This window comes from Hydrogenovibrio sp. SC-1 (assembly GCF_002848135.1).
In the GTDB taxonomy this organism is placed as follows: Bacteria; Pseudomonadota; Gammaproteobacteria; order Thiomicrospirales; family Thiomicrospiraceae; genus Hydrogenovibrio.
On record NZ_PKGB01000004.1, the window covers coordinates 43,459 to 64,999 of the forward strand.

Annotated in this window: 22 protein-coding genes; 10 read left to right on the forward strand and 12 right to left on the reverse strand. The window is 41.0% G+C overall.

Annotated features, from left to right (window positions below; genetic code table 11):
- Positions 1-4 precede the first annotated feature (4 nt).
- Entirely contained in the window at positions 5-1,210 is a 1,206-nt protein-coding gene (locus CYQ88_RS03150) for a PfkB family carbohydrate kinase (protein ID WP_101839897.1), read from the reverse strand.
- A 701-nt stretch (positions 1,211-1,911) separates the two neighbouring features.
- Between CYQ88_RS03150 and CYQ88_RS03155 the strand changes: the two genes are divergently transcribed.
- From CYQ88_RS03155 to CYQ88_RS03190, 8 genes are all read left to right on the forward strand, one after another.
- The gene (locus tag CYQ88_RS03155; protein WP_101839898.1) at positions 1,912-2,652 is read left to right on the forward strand and encodes a cyclic nucleotide-binding domain-containing protein; all 741 of its coding nucleotides are present in this window, start codon (positions 1,912-1,914) and stop codon (positions 2,650-2,652) included.
- Between the two features lie 122 nt (positions 2,653-2,774).
- A complete protein-coding gene (gene pal, locus CYQ88_RS03160) occupies positions 2,775-3,332 on the forward strand; it encodes a peptidoglycan-associated lipoprotein Pal (protein WP_101839899.1) in 558 nt (185 codons plus the stop codon).
- Between the two features lie 147 nt (positions 3,333-3,479).
- Entirely contained in the window at positions 3,480-6,125 is a 2,646-nt protein-coding gene (gene pepN, locus CYQ88_RS03165; protein WP_101839900.1) for an aminopeptidase N, read from the forward strand.
- Positions 6,126-6,196: 71 nt separating this feature from the next.
- A complete protein-coding gene (locus tag CYQ88_RS03170; RefSeq protein WP_101839901.1) occupies positions 6,197-7,594 on the forward strand; it encodes a penicillin-binding protein activator in 1,398 nt (465 codons plus the stop codon).
- A gap of 112 nt (positions 7,595-7,706) precedes the next feature.
- Positions 7,707-8,936 (forward strand): hypothetical protein, encoded by a 1,230-nt coding sequence (locus CYQ88_RS03175; RefSeq protein WP_101839902.1) that lies wholly within the window; start codon positions 7,707-7,709, stop codon positions 8,934-8,936.
- Positions 8,937-8,973: 37 nt separating this feature from the next.
- Positions 8,974-9,225, forward strand: a complete 252-nt coding sequence (locus CYQ88_RS03180) for a hypothetical protein (RefSeq protein WP_101839903.1) — start codon at positions 8,974-8,976, stop codon at positions 9,223-9,225.
- 15 nt (positions 9,226-9,240) lie between these two features.
- Positions 9,241-9,810 carry an LPP20 family lipoprotein gene (locus CYQ88_RS03185; protein WP_101839904.1) on the forward strand — a complete coding sequence of 190 codons (570 nt, stop codon included), beginning with the start codon at positions 9,241-9,243 and terminating at the stop codon, positions 9,808-9,810.
- Between the two features lie 40 nt (positions 9,811-9,850).
- A complete protein-coding gene (locus tag CYQ88_RS03190; protein ID WP_101839905.1) occupies positions 9,851-10,153 on the forward strand; it encodes a hypothetical protein in 303 nt (100 codons plus the stop codon).
- 79 nt (positions 10,154-10,232) lie between these two features.
- Here the strand turns inward: CYQ88_RS03190 and CYQ88_RS03195 are convergent, their stop codons facing one another.
- From CYQ88_RS03195 to flgA, 4 genes are all read right to left on the reverse strand, one after another.
- Entirely contained in the window at positions 10,233-10,817 is a 585-nt protein-coding gene (locus tag CYQ88_RS03195; RefSeq protein WP_101839906.1) for a PilZ domain-containing protein, read from the reverse strand.
- Positions 10,818-11,110: 293 nt separating this feature from the next.
- Entirely contained in the window at positions 11,111-11,599 is a 489-nt protein-coding gene (gene flgN, locus CYQ88_RS03200; RefSeq protein ID WP_101839907.1) for a flagellar protein FlgN, read from the reverse strand.
- Positions 11,600-11,619: 20 nt separating this feature from the next.
- Positions 11,620-11,928 carry a flagellar biosynthesis anti-sigma factor FlgM gene (flgM, locus tag CYQ88_RS03205; protein ID WP_101839908.1) on the reverse strand — a complete coding sequence of 103 codons (309 nt, stop codon included), beginning with the start codon at positions 11,926-11,928 and terminating at the stop codon, positions 11,620-11,622.
- A gap of 115 nt (positions 11,929-12,043) precedes the next feature.
- Complete coding sequence (flgA, locus tag CYQ88_RS03210; RefSeq protein WP_101839909.1) at positions 12,044-12,805, reverse strand: flagellar basal body P-ring formation chaperone FlgA; 762 nt, start codon at positions 12,803-12,805, stop codon at positions 12,044-12,046.
- Positions 12,806-12,917: 112 nt separating this feature from the next.
- Here flgA and CYQ88_RS03215 point away from each other — a divergent pair, with 112 nt between their 5' ends.
- Together CYQ88_RS03215 and CYQ88_RS03220 are read left to right on the forward strand one after the other, a co-directional pair.
- Positions 12,918-13,892: a chemotaxis protein gene (locus tag CYQ88_RS03215; protein ID WP_101839910.1), complete on the forward strand. Its 975-nt coding sequence runs from the start codon at positions 12,918-12,920 to the stop codon at positions 13,890-13,892.
- 102 nt (positions 13,893-13,994) lie between these two features.
- Positions 13,995-15,269, forward strand: coding sequence for a hypothetical protein (locus CYQ88_RS03220; RefSeq protein WP_101839911.1), 1,275 nt, complete (start codon positions 13,995-13,997; stop codon positions 15,267-15,269).
- 46 nt (positions 15,270-15,315) lie between these two features.
- Here the strand turns inward: CYQ88_RS03220 and nth are convergent, their stop codons facing one another.
- Genes nth through rsxA form a run of 7 tightly spaced genes read right to left on the reverse strand, consistent with a single transcriptional unit; the run spans position 15,316 to position 21,537 of the window.
- Positions 15,316-15,948, reverse strand: coding sequence for an endonuclease III (gene nth, locus CYQ88_RS03225; protein ID WP_101839912.1), 633 nt, complete (start codon positions 15,946-15,948; stop codon positions 15,316-15,318).
- Positions 15,949-15,956: 8 nt separating this feature from the next.
- Positions 15,957-16,706 carry an electron transport complex subunit E gene (locus CYQ88_RS03230; RefSeq protein ID WP_101839913.1) on the reverse strand — a complete coding sequence of 250 codons (750 nt, stop codon included), beginning with the start codon at positions 16,704-16,706 and terminating at the stop codon, positions 15,957-15,959.
- Positions 16,681-17,361 carry an electron transport complex subunit RsxG gene (rsxG, locus tag CYQ88_RS03235; RefSeq protein WP_101839914.1) on the reverse strand — a complete coding sequence of 227 codons (681 nt, stop codon included), beginning with the start codon at positions 17,359-17,361 and terminating at the stop codon, positions 16,681-16,683. Before rsxG ends, CYQ88_RS03230 begins: the two co-directional genes overlap by 26 nt.
- Positions 17,362-17,363: 2 nt before the next feature.
- The gene (locus CYQ88_RS03240) at positions 17,364-18,392 is read right to left on the reverse strand and encodes an RnfABCDGE type electron transport complex subunit D (protein WP_233188797.1); all 1,029 of its coding nucleotides are present in this window, start codon (positions 18,390-18,392) and stop codon (positions 17,364-17,366) included.
- A 51-nt stretch (positions 18,393-18,443) separates the two neighbouring features.
- Positions 18,444-20,348, reverse strand: a complete 1,905-nt coding sequence (rsxC, locus tag CYQ88_RS03245; RefSeq protein ID WP_199170153.1) for an electron transport complex subunit RsxC — start codon at positions 20,346-20,348, stop codon at positions 18,444-18,446.
- Positions 20,348-20,962, reverse strand: coding sequence for an electron transport complex subunit RsxB (rsxB, locus tag CYQ88_RS03250; RefSeq protein WP_101839915.1), 615 nt, complete (start codon positions 20,960-20,962; stop codon positions 20,348-20,350). The genes rsxC and rsxB overlap by 1 nt, the downstream gene beginning before the upstream one ends.
- The gene (gene rsxA / locus CYQ88_RS03255; RefSeq protein ID WP_101839916.1) at positions 20,959-21,537 is read right to left on the reverse strand and encodes an electron transport complex subunit RsxA; all 579 of its coding nucleotides are present in this window, start codon (positions 21,535-21,537) and stop codon (positions 20,959-20,961) included. The genes rsxB and rsxA overlap by 4 nt, the downstream gene beginning before the upstream one ends.
- Positions 21,538-21,541: the final 4 nt, after the last annotated feature.

The following is a 21,541-nucleotide window of genomic DNA, read 5'->3' on the forward strand; positions in this document are numbered from 1 at the left end:
TTTTTTACTCTGCGAGGTAAATATCCCCTTTAGCGTCAACTTTGATGGCAATCGGTGTTAATTCATCATTTAGGCAAGGCCCCTCAACGCATATCCCTTCTTCTATCGTAAAATAAGCATCGTGTACAGAGCACTTCATGGTTTTATCAAAAGGGTTGATGTCAATCTTATAAGCCTCATCAAGTGGCACGTCTTGATGTGGGCAGTTATTCGCATAGGCCTTAACGGAATCTTGATATTGAACTAAAATAATTGAGTGGGTCAAAGCTTCGCAAGGAACAACAAGCGCTTTAGCATTATTCACTTGTTTGAGATTGGCAAGAGGTCTTTTTGAAGGCGGTGTTGATAATAAATTATCAAACCCTTGTTGTTGGCACTTGCGTGCCGCTAATGCACTGGCAGAGCGAACGGCTTCATCTAATGGTTGTCGTCGAATCAGCGCATCAATGAGTCCGGCATTAAATGTATCTCCAGCCCCTAAGGTATCAATTGTGTGTTCTAACTGAAGGGCTGGTTGATGTTGGATTTTTCCATCGGCTGCTCGAAACCAAGCGCCTTCTGTGCCCCAAGTACAGATTAATTGGCTGTTTGGTGCCAGTGTCTGTACATGTTTCAATAAGGACTCAGCCGTTTCATAACCTGTCTGTTGAGCATAATGATGAGAAAAAATCAGGACATTCGCTAACGGAAACAAGGCTTCAATCCCTTCACGTGCCTTTTCAACTTCAATGGAAATTGGTTGATGGGTCAAAAAAGTACGTGCGATATTGAGCATGCCTGATAGATTTTCAATATTTCGTCCTTCAAAGTGAAGCCAATCATATTGTTCAATTTCAACTTTTGCAAAATAATCAAAACTCAGTTCTTCTAACGATCGAAAATGGGTAATGGTACGACTTCCCGTTTGATTGCTCTGCAATACATAAGAGGTCGGGGTTTGGCCTTTAATAAAACGTTGAATGTGCTGAGCATCAATTTTTCTCTGTTTGAGACCCTCAACCAATTGTTTTGCCGCTGTATCTGCAGCAAGACTCGCCATAATACTGCTTTCATGTCCTAGTTGTTGCAATACGTAAAGGCTATTGCAAACATTGCCACCCACCTCATATCGCCTAGATTCCGCTCGCATCTCTTCATCTTCTAACGGGTAATGTGCGGTTTGTAAGATAATGTCTAATACGACATTGCCGATGCCAAGAATTTTTGCCATATAGAATCCTGTGTTTAATTTAGCAGTGGGAGTGTTGTTACTGAGTTTAATGCTTTCACCCAACAAATAGCTTTAATTTTATCATAAAGTGCATTTGGATCTGCCTTGCAAACCACTCATCTTGTTTTGAGTGTTTTTGATGAGCCAATTGATATTTTTTGGGTCAAAATGGTAAATAGAATAAGTTGAATTCACGCAAATGGATATTAATTGTATCGGTTCAGTGGGTCAGGGAAAGTGTGATTAAAAAACTACTTTTGACTGGAAAATCATAGAAAATTGCGATGGATAGGGCATTTCAAGAAATGCAACAAAAAAAGTGAATAATTTTAAAAAAGATTTGGCACCCCTAAAGTCTGGGTTAGTTTTTTAACTTTATAATCTAGATTCATAATATTGTATAAGGTGTTGATATTGTATCAATAATGTTAATTGCTGTACCATTTTGTACATCTGGTGTTTTTGATTTTATAATCCACAGAAGCTGTGGATAACTTTGTGAGCAGTTTTGTTAGTTGAGGGGTAAATCCTTTAAAAGTGGTGGACTTTTTTAGAATGATTAAAAATTAAGCACCGGCAGAATGTGACAGTTGGTTTAAATATTTTCGATGCTTTTTGGAATAAATTCGTGCATTCTAGTTTCGGTTGAAAATTTTTTGTTAAAATGCATCGAATTTAGCTAAAAATTGATTTTGTAAATTATGACTGAAAAATATTCAAGCTTTCAAGCCAGTTGTGCAAATTGTGGCCTTAAAGGGATTTGTTTTGCACAAGGGTTGCATGATTCTGAAATGCAGGTGTTAGATGAGCTTGTTGATCGTACTCCTTGTACATTAAAGGGAGAATTATTATATTCAGCAGGAGATCCGTTCACTAAACTGTATGCTATTCGTGCAGGGGGTGTTAAAGTTTTTTCATGCTCAGACACGGGTGAAGAAATTATTCATGGATTCTACCTTCCTGGCGATATCATTGGTTTGGAATCAATGGCGTTTGAGCATCATCAGTATAGTGCGGTTGCACTAGATACAACTTCAGTGTGTGGACTGCCTTATCAGCGTTTGGCGGCATTGGGGGCGAAAATTTCAAACTTGAATATTCAGCTTTTTAATTTAATGAGTTACGAAATTGTATCCAGCCGGCAACACGCTAGGCTTTTGACTCAAAAATCGGCAGAACAGCGACTGGCTGAATTTCTATGGAATATGTCTCAAAAATTTCAGTCTAGAGGGTATGAGCATTTGCAATTTAGGTTAAATGTCCTTCACCGAGAAGTCGCCAGCTTTCTGAATTTAACACCAGAAACCATTTCACGTATTTTAGGAAAATTTCACCAAGCGCAGATATTAACTTGGAAGAGAAAAGAAGTGACTATTCATCAAGAGCGGCTATTGAAAGCTTGTGCCACTGGCCAAGAAACGCAAGCGTGCTCTGGACATTAGCACTTAAATCGCCTGTAAAAAGGTCGTAAAAATATTCTTTAGTTAAAGCTTTCAATATTGGTAGATTTCTTTTAGAATTAAGAACATTAAATTAATTTATATAAAATCAAGAGGATTCATCTATGTCGTTATCTGGTCTTAAGCAGCTATTTTTGGTTGGTATTTTAGGAGTCTCTTTAGTTGGGTGTAGTTCTACTCCCACAAATGATGAGACAGCATCAAATACATCGGCTGCACAGGCTAAGGCAGATGCTGAAGCAGCTGCACAAGCTAAGGCAGATGCTGAAGCAGCTGCGGCTGCTGCTGTTCCAACTAATGCAGCAGGCATGACGGCAGATGAACTTTTTGCAGCTTTACAAGGTAAAGTGGTTAACTTTGAATTTGACCGTTCTGAAGTGCGTTCTGAATTTTATGATGTCATTAAACTCAATGCTGATTATATGGCCTTAAACAGTGCAGCCAATATTACGATTGAAGGACATTGTGATGAGCGTGGAACAAGAGAGTACAACTTAGCTTTGGGTGAGCGTAGAGCCAATGCCGTCAAAAATGCATTGATTGCAGAAGGCGTCAGCCCAAGTCGAATCAATGTCATTTCTTACGGTGAAGAGCGTCCGGTTGATGCTGCTCACAATGAAACTGCATGGTCAAAAAACCGTCGCGCGGAATTTAATTATTAATTATTGATTCGTACTGTTAAAAAAAGCCTTTCTGCTTCGGGTAGAAAGGCTTTTTTTTTATCTCAAGCTTAGTTAATCCGTTTGGTAAAAGACCACCAAACTTAGGATACTGTGAACAACCTACTGTTTAGAATTGGAATGGACTGCATGACAATCACCACTCAACCAATGGAAAAGTTTTTAAAGGACTACCAACCGCCAGCTTTCTCAATTGATGCCATTGACTTAACATTCGAATTGCAACCGGAAAGAACTCGTGTCGTTAACCGAATGCAGATTACCCCAATCGGTTCGGAAACGAAATTGGTTTTAGATGGTGAACACCTTCAACTGATCTTAATTTCACTCAATGGGAAGTCATTAGCATCGGGTGAGTATCAGTTGACAGCAACGACCTTAATGTTAAAGGTACCGTGTGTTGCATTTGAATTAGAGGTGGTAACTGAAATAAATCCGCAAAGTAATACGCGATTGGAAGGGTTATATCGCAGTAGTGGGAACTATTGCACTCAATGTGAAGCAGAAGGGTTTAGGTCCATCACATATTTCTTAGACAGACCCGATGTATTAAGTCTGTTTACTACTAAAGTTATCGCCAGTAAGTCAGAGGTGCCAATTCTATTATCGAATGGTAATTTAATTGAGTCTGGTGATTATGATGCTGATAACCACTATGCCATTTGGCAGGATCCTTATAAAAAGCCTTCCTATTTGTTTGCATTAGTCGCTGGTACCTTGGATAAGATTGAAGATCGGTATTTAACTGCGGATGGACGATCGGTCTGCTTAGAGATATATGTCGAGCCTCACAACTTAGATAAGTGCTCGCATGCTATGACGTCGCTTAAAAAAGCCATGCGTTGGGATGAAGAACGTTTTGGCCTTAGTTATGACTTAGACCGCTATATGGTTGTTGCCGTTGATGACTTCAATATGGGGGCAATGGAAAACAAAGGGTTAAATATTTTTAACTCTAAGTTTGTTTTGGCAAATTCTAATACAGCAACAGATCATGACTACGAAGGAATTGAAGCGGTTATTGGTCATGAGTATTTTCACAACTGGACCGGTAATCGTGTAACTTGTCGGGACTGGTTTCAATTAACTCTCAAGGAAGGGTTGACGGTCTTTAGAGATCAAGAGTTTAGTGCTGATATGCTGTCACCAGCCGTAAAGCGTATTGAAGATGTGCGACAACTACGAAGTTACCAGTTTCCAGAAGATACGGGACCTATGGCACACCCGATACAGCCACAGTCCTATATCGAAATGAATAATTTTTATACCTTGACTGTCTATGAAAAAGGGGCAGAAATTGTTCGTTTGTACCATACGTTACTTGGAGAGTCTGGGTTTCAAAAGGGTATGGATGTTTATATTGATCGTTTTGATGGTCAAGCCGTTACCATAGAAGATTTTAGGCATGCGATGGAAGAAGCCAATCAACAAGATTTATCTCAATTGCAGAATTGGTATGTTCAAGCTGGCACCCCTTGTTTAAAAGTACGTTCAGAGTTCGATGAGGCTTCTTGTCGGTTCCGTCTCCACTTTTCTCAGATGCTACATAATCAACAAACGCATTTACCATTCTTGATTCCTGTTTTGATCCGTTTTATGGATGAGTGTGGCCAGGATTTGCCTGTTGAGTTAGACATCGCGTCAGATCATTTATTTCTAACTGAAAAAGGTTGGTTGTTAAAAGTGACTGAACTAAACCAATCGTTCGACTTTGTTGGCCTATCACAAGAACCGATTGTTTCCTTGTTACGCCATTTTTCAGCACCCGTTCAATTAGATTTTCCACAATCTGCCGAGTCAACGATTGCATTAGCAAGTTTTGATAATGATCCATTTGTGCGGTGGGAGTCGATCCAAACGTTGGCAATGGCTAATTTGAAATATTGTATTGAGTGTTATGAAGAAAATCGGTCAATGGTATTTACGACCGCTTATCAAACGGCTTTTTTACAGGTGATTCAAGATGCATCAATGGATAAGGCGTTAAAGTCATTGGCATTGGCTTTGCCTGAATTAAGTTATCTTGCAGAACAATATACTTGTAAAAACATTGATGCGATATTGGCGGCACATAATTTCTTGAAAGTCGCCATTGCCGATGCCTTTGAAGTGGAATTAAAGCAACTCTATTTTCAGCTACAAGATCAGCAAGCGCCTGATTACCAGTATTCTGCAACAGAAATTGCAAACCGAAAACTAAAAAATATTTGTTTAAAATATCTATTGCACCACTCTCATAACCTAGATATTGCGGTTGAACAATATCAAAAAGGTCATAATATGACAGATGTTCTAGCCGCATTAGACGCAATGAATTGGCATACTTCTGGGGCTAGAAATGCATGTTTGGAAGATTTTTATCATCATTGGCACGAGGATCAGTTGGTTTTAGATAAATGGTTTGCACTGCATGCGAGTGCACCGATTGAAAACAGTCTTGAAGTCGTTAAGAAATTGATTCAGGAACCCAAATTTAGTTATAAAAATCCAAACCGGGTTCGAAGTGTACTGGGCGTTTTTGGACGACAAAATTGGGTTGGTTTTCATCATGCATCTGGTGAAGGTTATATTTTTTATGCTGAACAAGTTCTGGTTGTGGATGCAATCAATCCTCAGATTGCAGCAAGACTTGTCGGTGCTTTTTCAGCATGGCGAAGCTTAGCAGAACCTCGGAAGACTCAAATGAATCAGGCATTGCATCACATTTTAGATACCCCTGATTTATCTAAAGACGTCTATGAAATTGTGTCAAAAACACTTGGCAGGTCTGTATGATTCGATCAAGGTTAGAGAGGGCGCTGAATGTTATGCCACTATTTTACTAAATGCGTACAAGATAAATCATAATGAACCCCGTCGTTAGTTTTATTGCTAATTCCTTAATCTTGGTTCTATTGGCAATTATTGCCAGACCCGCAATAGCTGTTACAGCTCAAAGTATAGCGGTCGATTCGGAGAAGGGTCCGGATTTTGATCAGCAGATACAGCTTATTGATGCAGAAATATGGTTATTAAAGGCAGAACTGGCTCAAAAAAATGGGGATGTCGTTCGTGTCAAACATTATTTAGAAAAGATAGACGTTTTATTTAGCTCTAATCGTCTTCCAAATCAATTTATCTCTAGAATTGAGCAGTTAAAGCACTATTTGACTTTGATAGATCAGGCTTCCCCATCAGGTCCCAAAAACATCCCTTACCGGTTTGCCCCCCACCGTATGTTGGCTTTGCTGCCGATGACAGGCCTTTTCGCACAAGCTGGTCAGGAAATTTATCAGGCAATGGTGACTGAATTTCAGTTAATTGCTCCACAGTATTCAATAGAAGTACTGGATACCAATATTTATGACTCAATGCAGGCTGTCTGGGAGTGGGTAGAATTATATCAACCATCGTTTATTTTTGGACCCTTACAAAAAGACAATGTTCATCAATTAGCCAGCTTAAAAATTGACATTCCGGTACTGGCGTTTAATGAGGCAGCCTTTTCAAAGCCTTATGTTAAGTTTTTGACACCACATTCTTCACTGAGTCTGGTTCAAAAAATGGTGTCTTTAATGGGAAATGGCGTCTACCGACGCGTTATGGTGCTAACGGATGATTCGACCCGTTCGAAAACGATGTACCAACAGCTCCTTCAGACATGGGCGGCAGAACAATCACTAGAGGATGAAGTGGTTGCTCAAATTTTTCATCAGCAGTCAGTTTCATCTCATGTTGATAAAGCAATGGAGAAAGTCGTGCAGGGTGACCAGTCTGAAATAAGACGCAATTGGTTACAGAAAATACTTCAAACCTCTGTTCATTATGTCCCTAGGACACGGGGCGATATTGATATGATTATCAGTTTCTTACCTTATGATTCAGCTATGCAGGTAACGCCATTACTCGCTTATTATCAGCTGAATCACGTTCCTCACTATTGGGTTCCATCCAAACTTCCAGCAACAGGTGAATTAATTCGCAGTTTACCTTTTTGGCAGGGAACCAGTGCTATCTTTCCTTCCTACTATACTAAGTTCCTAAATACAAAAAATGATGACAAGGATTATTTAAATAATCAAGTTGGCATTTTTCCTGCTTTAGGATCTTCAGCAATAAAAGCCGTTACTCGGTTATCTTTAGAACAACCCAATGCGATTCAAACAGAGCTTGGCATTTTAAGTTTGGATGCAATGGGTAGGCTTCACCTGTCTCCCGACTTGGTCTGGATTGATAAGGGTGGTTTTGAAAAGCTGGATTATTGATTTATATCACTAACTAGCTCTATCCGTGTAATGATTCGTTTAAATAGAAATACATCAAGATGTCATGTTTTGCTTTGTATTTAATTAAGAATTCTGTTTGAGGAGTGTGAGCGTGGCTGAACCAGGCAGCACAATTGACCCGAATGATCTAGACAGTATTGATGCTTTACTTGACGAAGCTGAGTTAGAAGCAGCAGAAGAAGAGGAGCCGACTGTTGAAGAACTGTCTGAGTCAAATACAGAGAGTATGGTCGATGCACCGGATAATGACTCGAAAAATAATGATGAAGAGTTGGATACGATTCCGGAAACACCGCCCGCTGAGGAACCTGAAGAAGAGGTTGACGAAGACGCTTCTGATGACGTCGCTGATGCAAAGGACGATAGTGAATCAGTTGAAGATGATCTGAATAACTTAGATGAGGATTTTGGTGTAGAGGATCCGGCTGAAAAAGAAAGTGACTCTAATCAAAAAATTGAAGAAGAGGTTTCTATTAGTGAGCCAGAACCCAAGGCTAATTTCGATGAAGAACCCATTGAAAGGGGTTTAAATAAGCCTGAAAAACCAGACGTGACCGAAGATCTTGCAGAAAGAATTTTACAGAAACGTGCATCAGTACAAAAAAAAGAACCCAGTAATTTAACGGTGGCAGAAATGGATTCAATTAAGAAACTTATCATTATATTTAGTTCAACCATTATCGTTCTCGTGGTCACTGCCATAGGAATTGGTTTGTGGGGTGCTTTATCTTCGAGTAGTAGCCTTGATGATGAAACGATGACCTTAATAAAAGATACCCATGAAGGGGCAATGCAAAGCATGGTTAAGTCAGCCTCTACGGAAGAAGTTGTCAAGCAAGTGGGCAAAAAACTGGATGCACTCAGTTTTCAACTGGAACAGTTGAACTCAGATTTGGTACAGGTAAAAGAAGCCGTAACTGTTGCGCCATCAAGTGCTAAAGACTCAGTTGCCGTGCTAAATTTAGAAAATGAGCAGGCAGCTCCTAAAAGTCAAGCCCCGGCTTCGACTAATGCACCAGTGGTTATGGATGCAGGTATGGGCAAAAAAATTGATAAAGTGAATGCACAAGTGGTCGTTACACAACGCAGACTTGCTGAAGTCAATAATCGTGTCAAACAACTTCAATCGCAATATAAGACCTTTATAAAGGGATTAAAAGAACTCGAAAAGGCTCAATTGACAGGGCAAGCCAATATTAATGATTTATTAGAAGCAACAAAAGCGCAAGTTAAAGCCGAAAAGTTGAAACAACAGGCAATGGAAAAGTCCCGCTATGAGTATAGCGCACCAAATAGCCCATTTTTTGACTATGTTCGTTAGTGATGCCGCTTAAGACTTGTGAGTTTAGGGAGTCACTATGAATACGAGCAAGTGGATTTTAATCATAGGAGTTTGGTTGTTGGTCTCTAGTTGTTCGACTCAGTTTCAAAGACCTGATTATTACGCCGCCGAAAAACTAAGTGTAACGGATTATCAGGTCGGTGAAACCTATGATGTTGATGATCTGCGGTGTAGTGATAGTGGGGGGGGCTGCATTGAGGATAACAGAAATTTACCTGAAGGTTGGGTGGCACATCGTGCCTATAAGAAAGCATATTATTTTGAGTAAAATGGAGAAATGGTCATGAAAAAACCAATGATATTAATGAGTGCATTGTCTAGCGCAATGTTTTTATCGGCTTGTACAGTTACACCTGCTGGCCCACAAAATTATCAACCACCAGTACAGACCCCGGAAAAAGTCACAAAAGTGGTACCGATGCCGGTTAAGAAAGAAGCGCCAAAACCTGAGTTGATTAAGATTTCAGGTGTCGGCTATGGCGCAGAAAGCACCTTCGAAGGTTATACGCCAGGTCAAAGACGTTTAATGGCTATTCGATCAGCAAAATTGGATGCCTACCGTTCTTTGGCAGAGCAATTATATGGGATTAAAATTGACAGTAATACCTCTGTAGCAACGCTCACAGCACAAAATGATAGCTTTCGTGCTCGAGTTAATGCATTGGTTAGAGGCGCACGAATTGTCAGTATTACGCCTATGTCAGATAACAACTATGAAACCGTTCTAGAAGTGTATGTTGATAAAAGTTTCTTTGATAATGCCTTTGTTTATACCCATCAAGAAGCTAAAACAACGATGACAACTGATGACTTATGCCAATCTCTGAATTGCACCGGAGCAAGTGACCGTTAATTCTGGCTCTCGATAAATGAGAGGCTATGAGGAGAATAGGATGATAAAAATTGCCAACATTATTAGTGTAAGCTTGCTTGTTGCTTTTGCCTTACAATCAACTGCAGATGCCGCCAGTATCAGTACACGCGTGCGGATATTGGAAGGAAAGGTTTATAAGCAAAGTAAGTTACTAGAGCAGCAATCGAGTCAAACTCAATCCTATTCAAAGGAACTCAAAAGAGGTCTTCAAGAGCTTGAAATACTTAAACGTGAAGTGAAGGGGCTTAAACAAAAAGAGCAGAAGACGACTAAAAAGAAGAAGCTTGATCCTCAAGTGTCAAAGCCGTATTCATTTCCATGATTGTTTTTAGACTTACTCAAAATAAAAAACCGGCTTTTGCCGGTTTTTTTTAACGATTCAATGAGGATCTAATGAGGATTTAATGACTGGATTTATTTTGTTGTCTTGCCATTTCAATTTCTTTATTTTGAATAAAGTAGACTAGTTTTCGTCTATCCTCTTCAGAAAGGTTTTCATACTCTAATGCAACAGTCGTTTCATTTGAGTCATCTTCGCTGCTAAAAATTTTAACGATCTTACACCGAACGAGAATTGGCGAGTCATTCGACATTAGCTGAAAAAACAAATCGACCTTATCTTTTGGGTTGATATCTGCTTTGCGAATGTTAATGGCAATCCCGCCAGCACTAATATTGACCATTTGTTGTGGCATGGCATGCCCCAGTTGCTTTTTATCGATAGTCTGGAGAACAAAGTTCAATTTACTATTCAGTGTTGTGAGTGCATTGGCAAGAACGACACTTTTTTGGCCGATCTGAACAATATAGTCGTGGAGTTGCTCGTCCAGTTGACTTAAGTTTTCCATAAAATATTGTTCGATATAGGTGGAATCTGGTGTTAAAGGTAATGGTGTATCTTCAATTTTATCTTCAGGAATGATGCGATAGCTACATGGCAGCATTACATCGATTCTAAAAAAAGAGCGACCCTTTTCTAAATACATTTTATTTCTCTCTTTAGTGAAAATAGCCAAACACGCTGGCAGTTATTGCCGTGTGAGTCACTACCTCCTTCAATTAAAACGAGGCATTTCTTCCGACAAAGTATAGATCAGATTTTAGACCTGTGATTTGTCTGCAAAGGCATCAATTGCAACAAGCAATGGCTTTCCGGTTTTTTCAAATGGTGTAAATAGGCTAATAGTAAACCATCTCACCAAGGTAAACAATAGACTGGCTACATTTGACACAACATAGGGTAAAGCAGGAATTGCGCCATTTAGAAGGCGGTTTGAGTTTAAGCTTTTCCCAAAGGCTGAGTCGTCGACTTTCCTAGCGTTGCTTTGCCAGATGCGCTGTAGGTTTGGTTGCTTTTACTTTGGCCTTTTAACAAACCTAATACAGATTCATTCATGTTGCTTAAAGCATGAACGGCGACACCATTCGCTGTATTTTTTTGGTAACAATTGGTCGCAAGCATGTTCGCATCTTCAAGCTGTTGGATGATAGGCTTTGGTAAGGATTGAACCGATTCCATCAGGAGTAACTCTTTGAGTGAAAGTGGTTCGTTTGCGTTTGGAGATAAAGAGTTCGAAAGTTTTTGAAATTGGTTGGAGACTTCTTCTGATACCGATTCCTTCTTTTCGAGTAGTGCAAGTAATGAATCGGGGTCAACTTTATGCAGATGAATGGCTTCTTGATCAAGAATGGTTTCAAACAGAGTTAAATTTTCCAGCAGTAAATCTAGTTGATGGGAAATGTCTTTTGGATTTACAGCTGGTATCATAACATTACACTTTTTTTGTATTAGCGAGTAGCGAAAAGCACCTCAGTTTGAATCAGCTTATTTGCAACGCTCTGGGCATCAACTTGATAAGAGCCATCTTGTATCGCTGCTTTCAGTGCGTTGATTTTTTCTTGGTTGTCAACCGTACTACTGGCTGCTTTCTCTTCCAAGTTTTTCACCTGAGACGAAACGCTGGTCAAAGTTACTTGATCAGTTGTTGTGTCCGAAGCTTTACTATTGTTCGCCGCATTCGGGTTTTTAGCAGTCGTTTGGCTAGACTCGTTTAACCGACTATTTACCAAACCTGAATTTAAATTTTTAATATCCATGACGACATTCCCCAATAATCATTTACAGTATTCTAGCAATTAAATGTGCTTTTTATAATATATATAACGGCTGTTTTTAGAAAACTTTAGTATATTTTAGCTTTTTTTATTTGCTCTAATAGACCGATACGGTATTCGGAGCAATAACTATGCCTTTTATCTCTTTTTCAGAAGAATCATTTTTTACCGTAATTTGTTGATTTAGCGTTCCGCTTTCTAATGCCGTACCAACAGAGCGGACTTGAATGCTACCAATTTGTGACACAATTTTAACGCGATTCCCTTTAAAGACCAGGTAAGGGGGTTGTAACTGTTGGACGCTTAGCTGTGAGTTAGCAGCGATACCCCGTTTAGCGCGCATTCCGATCGCACTGTCAAGTTGGACCAATGTCCCTTTACGAATTTTGCGATAAGGCAAATAGACCAGTTCAACATCTTCACTTTTTATAACGGCCTGTTTGAGGATTACTTTAGTGGTGATAACGGCGGGCAAGTCACCATCGACAACCGCCGTAATATAAACCTTCCATGAAGGGGTGCTGCAAGCGGCTTCGAATGTCATTCGGCCAAAAAACTTATCTGGCGCTCTATCTTCAAGTGAAACGGGGTGCTCACATTGAGGGAGTTGCAAGCGCTCACTTAATTTCCGCACTTCAATTTTAGGGTTAAATACTTTTTGGTCGGTTTTTTGCTTTATTAGCTCAAGAGTCTGCTGATAAATTTTTTCCATTGGCTGTAAAGCGCTGGTGGCGGGTTGGGCAGCAGTTTTTTGAGCAAAAATAGTCAGCAAAAAAATAAAGATAACCTTGTTGTGAAAGTGAACGGCTTTTTTAAAGTGCATGGTTTCCTTTTTATTTCGGTTGGTTTTTGCTTGCATTCGTGTTTTCAGTTATATTAACTGATATTGTTTTTTTTATCATGTGTTGGCTTCAGTTTCTGAGCCAAACACCGATTTTGAACCCATTGAAAAAGGGTGAGGGTGGCTATTCATGTCAAGTTTTTTAAAAGGGGTTGATCAACGTACTTCATTAGCGGGTATGAATCGCATGGAGTTATTGTTGTTTAAAATTCATGGAGACCAATTATTTGGAATCAATGTTTTTAAAGTTCGAGAGGTCATTCGCACGCCTTTTATTTCGCCTGTGCCAAAATCAGACTCTCGTATTGTAGGGGTGTCAGATATTCGTGGCCATACCATGCCGATGATTGATTTAGCTAAATCACTGGGGTTGCCGCCAGTACCGCATGAAAAATACCGAGATTCTTTAACGATTGTGACCGAATTTAACAGTTCTGTTCAGGGGTTTTTGGTTGAAGATGTAGATCGAATTGTTCACCTAAGATGGGAAGATATACTCCCCCCACCAGATACGCTAATGAACGTTAATTACCTCACCGGTATTACTCGAGCACAAAACCAAATTGTTGAAATTGTGGACGTTGAAAAAGTATTGGCAGAAGTCTCCGGGATGCAGGAAGAGATGTCTGATGAGTTCTTAAACCAAAATCAATCCAAAACACAAGGGCATGATTTCTTTGTGCTGGCGGCAGATGATTCAGTGGTCGCTCGTAATCAATTAAAAACCACCCTGGAAAAACTCGGCATTACCAATAAAATTGTGACCAATGGCAAGTTAGCATTGGAGTTTTTGAAAAAATGGGCAGATGATGCCGATAAAGAAATCAGTCCACCTGTATCAGATCGGGTATTAATGGTGATTTCGGATATTGAAATGCCTGAAATGGATGGGTACACACTCACCACCAATATTCGTAAAGATCCTCGCTTAAGTGATCTGTATGTTATTTTAAGCTCATCGCTTAGCGGAGGGTTTAATGACTCTTTAACTGAAAAAGTGGGTGCGAATAAATTTATGTCGAAATGGCACCCAGAAGAGTTAGCTCAAGCTATTGTCGATCGTATTGATGAGGTCACACATGAACGGATACAACAAGCCTCTTAATTGCAATAAGGTAACCAGTTTCTATTGCGTAATTTGGCAAATAAAAGAAATGAGACGTCAGGCTGTTTCAATAATTGAGTACTGACATAGGAACAAGTAAATATGAATCGAGTGGGTCATAATCGACTGGTTTTATTGGGGCTAAGTTTGATTTGTTGGTTTGGAAACGTCCAGGCGCAAACGGCACCCAATAGGTGTGTTGTGGTAACGGGTACGGCTTCTTTAGATGGCGTTACTGAAGAGTTCGCAAGACAAATGGCGATTCGTAATGGCCTCAAACTCGCGAGTATGCAGAACAACCTGAGTATTTCATCTGATCAAGTGGTGACAAACTATACGTTACATAAGGACATGACTCATTTTACCAGTCAAAGCAAGGTCTCTAACTTTGCGATTGTTGAAGAAGGGGTAAAATCGCCGGAATTCGATGACTTATTTGACAAAACGGGTCAGAAAATTGAAGATCCCTCTGCTTTAAGAAAACTGAAAACTTATCAAGTTAAGCTGGAAGTCTGCTTAACGGAAAATCCTCAAGCCTGTAATAGTGTTCCTGGTAATCATTTACAACCCAAATTGGCTATTGCGAGACCCGTGATTTCGGATAGCTATCAAGCACGTGATATTTCGAACTTATTAATTGGTTATCAGTCGGAATTAGAACGCCGGTTGCAAAAAGAAGGCTATCAGAACCTGGTCGCGATCGAAGAAGCTTCGGTGGTGGATACGCGTCAGCCGATTGCGCCTAATTTATCGCCTGAAGTGTTAGAGCCGATTCGAGAAACCACTGGCGCAGAATATGTCTTGCTAACGGTTATTCGTTCTGTTTCTGCACACAATGAAGACTCTGCCGCTTGGAATAAAATTAAGCGTTTTTATAATCATGAAATAGAACCAAATGCTCGCTATTTGGAAATTGAGTTTTTCGTTGTTGATTTAATTCACTATGAAGTGATCTCTCAATATCGAGAAGGGTTTGATGTTAAAGGGGATGTTAAGGTGGGTCGAGAAAGGCCCTTTGGCACCAGCGCTTTTTTTGCGACAGATACGGGAATGGTATTTGATGCGATTTTGCGACAGCAGACTCAGGCCGTGTTCAAGCGTTTAAAATGCCAGCCCGTTGAGACCCAAATTATTGATGTGAGAGATGGCGAATACATTCTCTATTTGAGCAGAGCATCGGGCGCGCGCGTTGGGGATGAGTTTGCCGTTTATCATCGCCAAGGGCGTCCCGTCCGTTACCAAGGTGTTTTACTCGGTGCAGACTCAATGCCGAGTGGATTCTTAAAAGTTACTCGGATTCACGCTAAGTTTGCGGTTGCTGAAGTTCTGGCAAAGCAGGGCTTAATGGAAGTGGGCGATTCAGTTAAATCTTGGTAAATTCAAGTCCACCTTTTCAAAAAATGACCAGGCCTGGTTAAAAAGGTTATTCGGTTTTTTCTGAGTATTCACATAAATCGTATATACAGCAGGCTCCGCAACGGGGTTTGCGAGCGGTACAGGTGTAACGACCATGTAAAATCAATAAATGATGTGCCGGAATCAGGTAGCGTTTAGGAACCGTTTTCACCAACTTCTTTTCCACTTCCAGTACGGTTTTGCCTTTTGCTAAGTGGGTTCGATTTGCAACCCGAAAAATATGTGTATCGACGGCAATTGTGGGTTGACCAAAAGCCGTATTTAAGACGACATTGGCGGTTTTCCTGCCAACCCCTGGTAACGCTTCCAGTTCTGCACGTGTCTCAGGAACTTGGCTGTTATGACGTTCGATTAATAGTTGACACGTTTTAATAATATTAGTGGCTTTGGTATTAAATAGCCCAATGGTTTTGATATAGCTTTTTAATTGTTCTTCGCCTAAAGCCAAAATGGCTTCAGGGGTATTGGCCACAGGGAAGAGTTTTGCGGTGGCCAAATTAACCCCTTTGTCCGTCGCTTGAGCTGATAAAACCACCGCAATCAATAGTTCAAAAGTCGATTGATAGTTTAATTCGGTTTCGGCAACCGGAATCGCTTCCGATAACCGTTCAAAAATTTCCAGTCTTTTTTGTTTATTCATGGTGTTAATTAAGGGGACGATGTTGATTTAATTTCAGCAGAAACTTCTGTAATGTTGGGGAGTTGTTTATTCAGCTCAGATTGGCGTTGCTCAAAGGTATTTTTGAGTGCGACCAACAGTCCTAAGCCAATAAAGGCACCAGGCGGTAAAATTGCCATCAAAATCGGGTGGTAATCATCCGGTAAACTCATTTTTAATGAACGAGCCGTTTCACCAAATAATAAATCCATTTGGGCGAATAGTGTGCCGTTGCCAATGAGTTCACGAAAACTGCCTAAAACCACTAAAACGATGGTAAACCCTAAGCCAATAAAAAATGCATCCACTAAAGATTTATCAATGGAATTCTTAGAAGCAAAAGCTTCTGCCCGACCTAGAATTGCACAGTTGGTAACAATTAATGGGATGAAAATGCCGAGAATGCCATGTAATGTGTGTAAATAAGCTTCCATCCATAAATCAATGGCGGTGACCGCCGAGGCAATAATGGCAATAAATACCGGAATTCGAATTTCAGCCGCCACATGATTGCGCACCAGTGATACCAGAAAGTTTGACGTTAATAATACCGCCATGGTTGCCAACCCCAGCCCTAAACCATTAACAGTGTTATTCGTCACCGCAAGTAATGGACAGAGCCCAAGCAATGCAACCAATGCTTGGTTGTTGTCCCAAATACCATTTTTAGCAATTTGCTGGTACTGATTAAGTTTATTAGACAAGCTAAAACGGTCATTCTGGTGGTTGGGCTGACTCATATAGTCGATCTCCTTGTTGTTGAACAAAGTGGAGTGCATTTTTGACAGCTTTGACAATCGCTCTTGGCGTGATGGTGGCCCCGGTAAATTGATCAAAATGGCCACCATCTTTTTTAACGAGCCAATAATACTGCTGGTCTGGGCGCAACTTTTCACCATTAAATCCTAGTACCCAGTCCGTTTTACGAATGTCTACTTTATCTCCTAATCCAGGGGTTTCACGATGTTTCAATACCCGAACACCGGCAAGCGTGCCATCTTGATATATTCCGGTAATGATATGAATTTTGCCACTATAACCCTCGGTTGCAATCACTTTCATAATAACCGCCACCGGCTTTTGATTCAGTCTAGCGCGGTAAATGGTCACCGGTTCATCCGTACCTAAGTGCTCTGAATCAGTCACTGAAATGGTATCGGTAAAGAGGTCATTGTTATATTGAGTCTTAGGTAGAATTTGGTCAATAGTTTTTAAGAGCACTTGTTTTTCCGCTTTTTTAATCGGTTCAGCGGTAATGTATTGCGTCATTAATAAAAAACTAATGCCTGCCAAGGTAAATAGCGCTAGGTAAAAAGCAGATTGCAACATCTTTTGACGTAAAAGATCACCAGGCCTGGTGTTTTTTGACTGGGTTTCGGCGTTATGTTGATCCATAGTTATTTCCGATAGCCAACCACTCTGGGCTGGGTATATTGGTCGATAAAGGGCACAAACATATTCATAATGAGTACGGCAAAGGCAATGCCTTCCGGAAAGCCTCCCCAATTACGGATAACGTAGACCAGCACTGCAATGCCAGAGGCATAGATAAAACGTCCCAACGGCGTTGTACTGGAGGTCACTGGGTCGGTGATAATGAAAAAAGCCGCTAACATTAATCCACCAGTGAGTAAATGAAATCGAACCGGTGCATAGTTTTCTGGGTCGAACCAATTAAATGTCGCAGATAAAATAATCATGGTAATGAGAAAGCCCGCAGGGTATTGCCAACGAATACTTCGGCTCATTAACATCCAAATACCGCCAATAAAGAAAGCAATATTGACGGCCGCCCAACCATAGGGAATTCTAAATCGATTGAAGCTTTCACCTTCCAAAGTGACCGGTACAGGGACGCCAGTCGATAATGCGGTTTTGACTTCATCTAATGGGGTTGCACCCGTGATTTGGTCTAGTGGGATGGTATGAATATGCCCCGTAAAAATTAAATTGAAGGAATCCATAAAAGATAAAAAATGCCCTGAAACCTGAGTTGGCAATGTCCATTGCGTCATTTCATACGGGAATGAAATTAATAAAAATGCAAAGCCTAGCATCGCCGGATTAAAAGGGTTGTAGCCCAGTCCACCATAAAGATGCTTGCCAAAAATAATGGCAAAAGTAATCCCTGTGACAATTATCCACCAAGGTGCCTCTGGCGGAATACAAAACACCAGTCCTGTGACGGTAATAAGGCCACTAAAATCGGTTAAGTAAGGCCAAACAGGACGGCTCCGAAGCTTTAACATAAGGGTCTCAACCGCAATCAAAGTGAACATCGCCAAAGTCCATTGAATCGTAATGCCAAATCCAAAGAAATAAATGTGGGTAAAGAGCGCAGGCAATGCAGCTAACTGCACATTTAGCATCACTTTGCGGACACTATTATTGTTATGGGTAAAGGGTGAAGAAATGGGAGCCATCATTGGTGAATTCCTAATAATAGAGCACAAGTCATCCCGGTCTGATGCGATTGGTTAGGTATCATCATTCGACTCCTGTTTTTCAGTTGTCTTCTTAGCTCTTTTCTTTGCAGCGGCTACTGCTGCTGCACGTTTTGCCGCGGCTTGAGCCGATTTAGAATCTTTTGGAGCTGCTTTATCGGTTGAATCCTCAGCAGTTTTGGCTTGATTGCGTCTTTGGCGAGCGGCTTCCATTGCTTTTTGTCGAGCATCAGGCTGTTTATCAGAAGGGGCTTTTGACTCCGTTCCGGTCGAAGGTTTTGCCTTCTGGGTTCGTTTTTTAGCAGCCGCAATGGCTTTGTCTCTTGCTGATAAGACTGGTTGGCCTTCGGTAGTGGCTGACGGTTTTTTCGCTTTTAAAGCTGCCGCCTTTGCCGCAGCGGCGGCTGCAGCAGAGCTTTTAGCTTGTGGTTTTTGTGCAGTTTTTTGTTTAACAGCTGCTTTTTTAGCCTTGATTCTTGCCTCCCGTTCGGCTTTTTCTCGTGCAATCCGGTCTAGTTTAAATTCATGGCGTTTTTGTGCCAATTCCGCCATCGCTTCTTTTTGTCGGATGTCTTTAATGGTTGATTTTGCATGACGATAATATTGAACGAGTGGAATATGACTAGGGCAGACAAAACTACAGCAACCACATTCAATACAATCGAAAACTTTTAATTTTTCTACCTGGTCGAATTCATGGTTACGGCTATGCCAGTAGAGTTGTTGCGGTAATAAATTAATCGGACAAGCATCCATACACTCACCACAGCGTATACAGGGCATGACTGTTTCGACAGGTTTAGGCGGATTTGCCAGTACACAATTGGTGGTTTTAATGATGGGGACATTATTATGGTGTAATGCTGTCCCCATCAAAGGTCCGCCTTGAACGAGTGGGTAGTCAATGGGCTGTTTCGGTTTAGCCATTTCTGCTAACTCGAGGAAAGAGGTTCCCAGCAGGGCTTCGGCATTAAAAGGTTCTTCGAGCCCTAAGCCTGAAATCGTGACAAACCGAGAAATTAAAGGGTTGCCGAAAGTGACGGCATGATAAATTGCTCTAAGTGTTGCAACGTTCATCATTAACACGCCAACATCAATGGCATGATGTTCACTTGGCACTTCAATGCCCAATAATTCTTGAATTAACTGGGTCTGCCCACCCATTGGATAGACCGTCATCACCGGGTGGACTTGAATTTCTGTGTCTGCACAAGCCTTGCTAAAAGATTGGATGGCTTTTTGTTTATTGTCTTCAATGCCGCAGATGATTTGTTCAACTCCCAAGGCATGGCCCACAATTTGGGCACCTTTCACGATTTCATCAGCATGGGTTTGCATCAGCATATCATCACAGGTGATGAAGGGTTCGCATTCTGCACCATTGACTAACAGGGCTTTTACGGTATTACGTTTTTCCGGCAGTTTTGCAAAAGTGGGAAAACCGGCGCCACCCATTCCAACAATGCCCGCCTGATGAACGATTTCTTTGAGTGCAACCGGAGAATCAGGGTGGGCACCATCAACCGCTAGCACATTTTCAATTGACTCATCTAAGCCATCTGTTTCAATAATAATCGACAGTTTTTTAAGTCCTGATGGGTGAGGCTTGTATCTCGGTTCTATGGCGACAACGGTTCCCGATGTAGGTGCATGAATCGGCGCTGATAAACCTTTTTCAGTGTCTGCAATGCATTGGTTTTTTAAAACTCGGTCACCGACCTTCACTTTGGCCTCAGTCCGAATGCCAAGATGTTGACGTAATGGCAGTACCAGTGTTTTAGGGATAATGCCTCTCTTAAGCGGGTGCGATAAAGAGAGCTCTTTATGATATTGCGGGAAGATTCCACCGTGAAATTGATATAGGTTTCGTTTCGCCATCGGGTAGAGGCGTGAAACCCATTTTATAAATGCTACCTTCAGGGATGACAGCACTTGCATTAGCTTTCTCCCTTGGTTGATTTATTGAGCAAAAGGTGCGCATTTTCAGTTGAATCATAACGATTTAATCGGCCCCGAGTCTGTTGTGATGGCTCTGGCCAAGACCAATTATGTAAGGTAACCGGCTCGGCAACCATTTCAACGCAATCGACAGGGCAGACCGGCACACAAAGTTCACAGCCTGTGCATTCCTGTTCAATGACCGTATGCATTTTTTTGGTCGCACCAAGTATGGCATCTACAGGGCACACCTTAATGCAATGGACGCAACCGATACAAATCGATTCGTCAATTTTGGCCACTAATTTTTGCTGACTCGTCGGGGCAGTTTCTGCCATCTCTTTAGGTTCACGATGGGTGATTTCAGCAATTTCAATCATGGTTTTATGGCCACCTGGAATGCATAAATTCACCTCAGATTCGCCTTCGGCTAAAGCTTCAGCATAAGGCTTACAACCCGGAAAGCCACATTGACCACACTGGGTTTGAGGCAACAGTTGGTTGATTTGTTCGGCCAACGGGTTGCCTTCAACTTTAAAGCGAACAGAAGCATATCCCTGCAGTAATCCAAAGAGGATGGCCATCACTAGAAAAATAATTAAAGCTGCAATCATTTAACTAGGCCACCAAATCCCATAAATGCGATAGACATCAACCCAGCGGTGATCAGTGCGATAGGAGCCCCTTGAAAGGGTTTTGGCACATCTGCATACGCCAAGCGTTCACGAATGGATGAAAACAACACCATTACTAATGTAAAGCCAACGGCAGCCCCAAAGCCATAAAATGCAGATTCCACTAAATTGTGTTTTTCACCGACATTTAATAAGGCAACCCCTAAAACAGCACAATTGGTGGTAATCAATGGAATATAGATTCCTAAAACTTGATAGAGTACCGGGCTGGTTTTGTGAATGGCCATTTCAGTAAATCCAACAATGGCGGCAATGGCGAGAATAAAACCGATGGTTTGTAAAAACTCCAAACCAAATGGTACCAACAGGTAGGTATGAATTAAGTAGCTGAGAATAGAAGACAGTGTCATAACAAAAGTGGTTGCCAATCCCATTCCCAGTGCGGCATCGGTTTTTTTGGATACGCCCATAAAGGGGCAGAGTCCTAAAAACTTGACCAAAACAAAGTTATTGACCAATACCGTACTGATAATAATGAGAATGTAATCTGTCATGTAA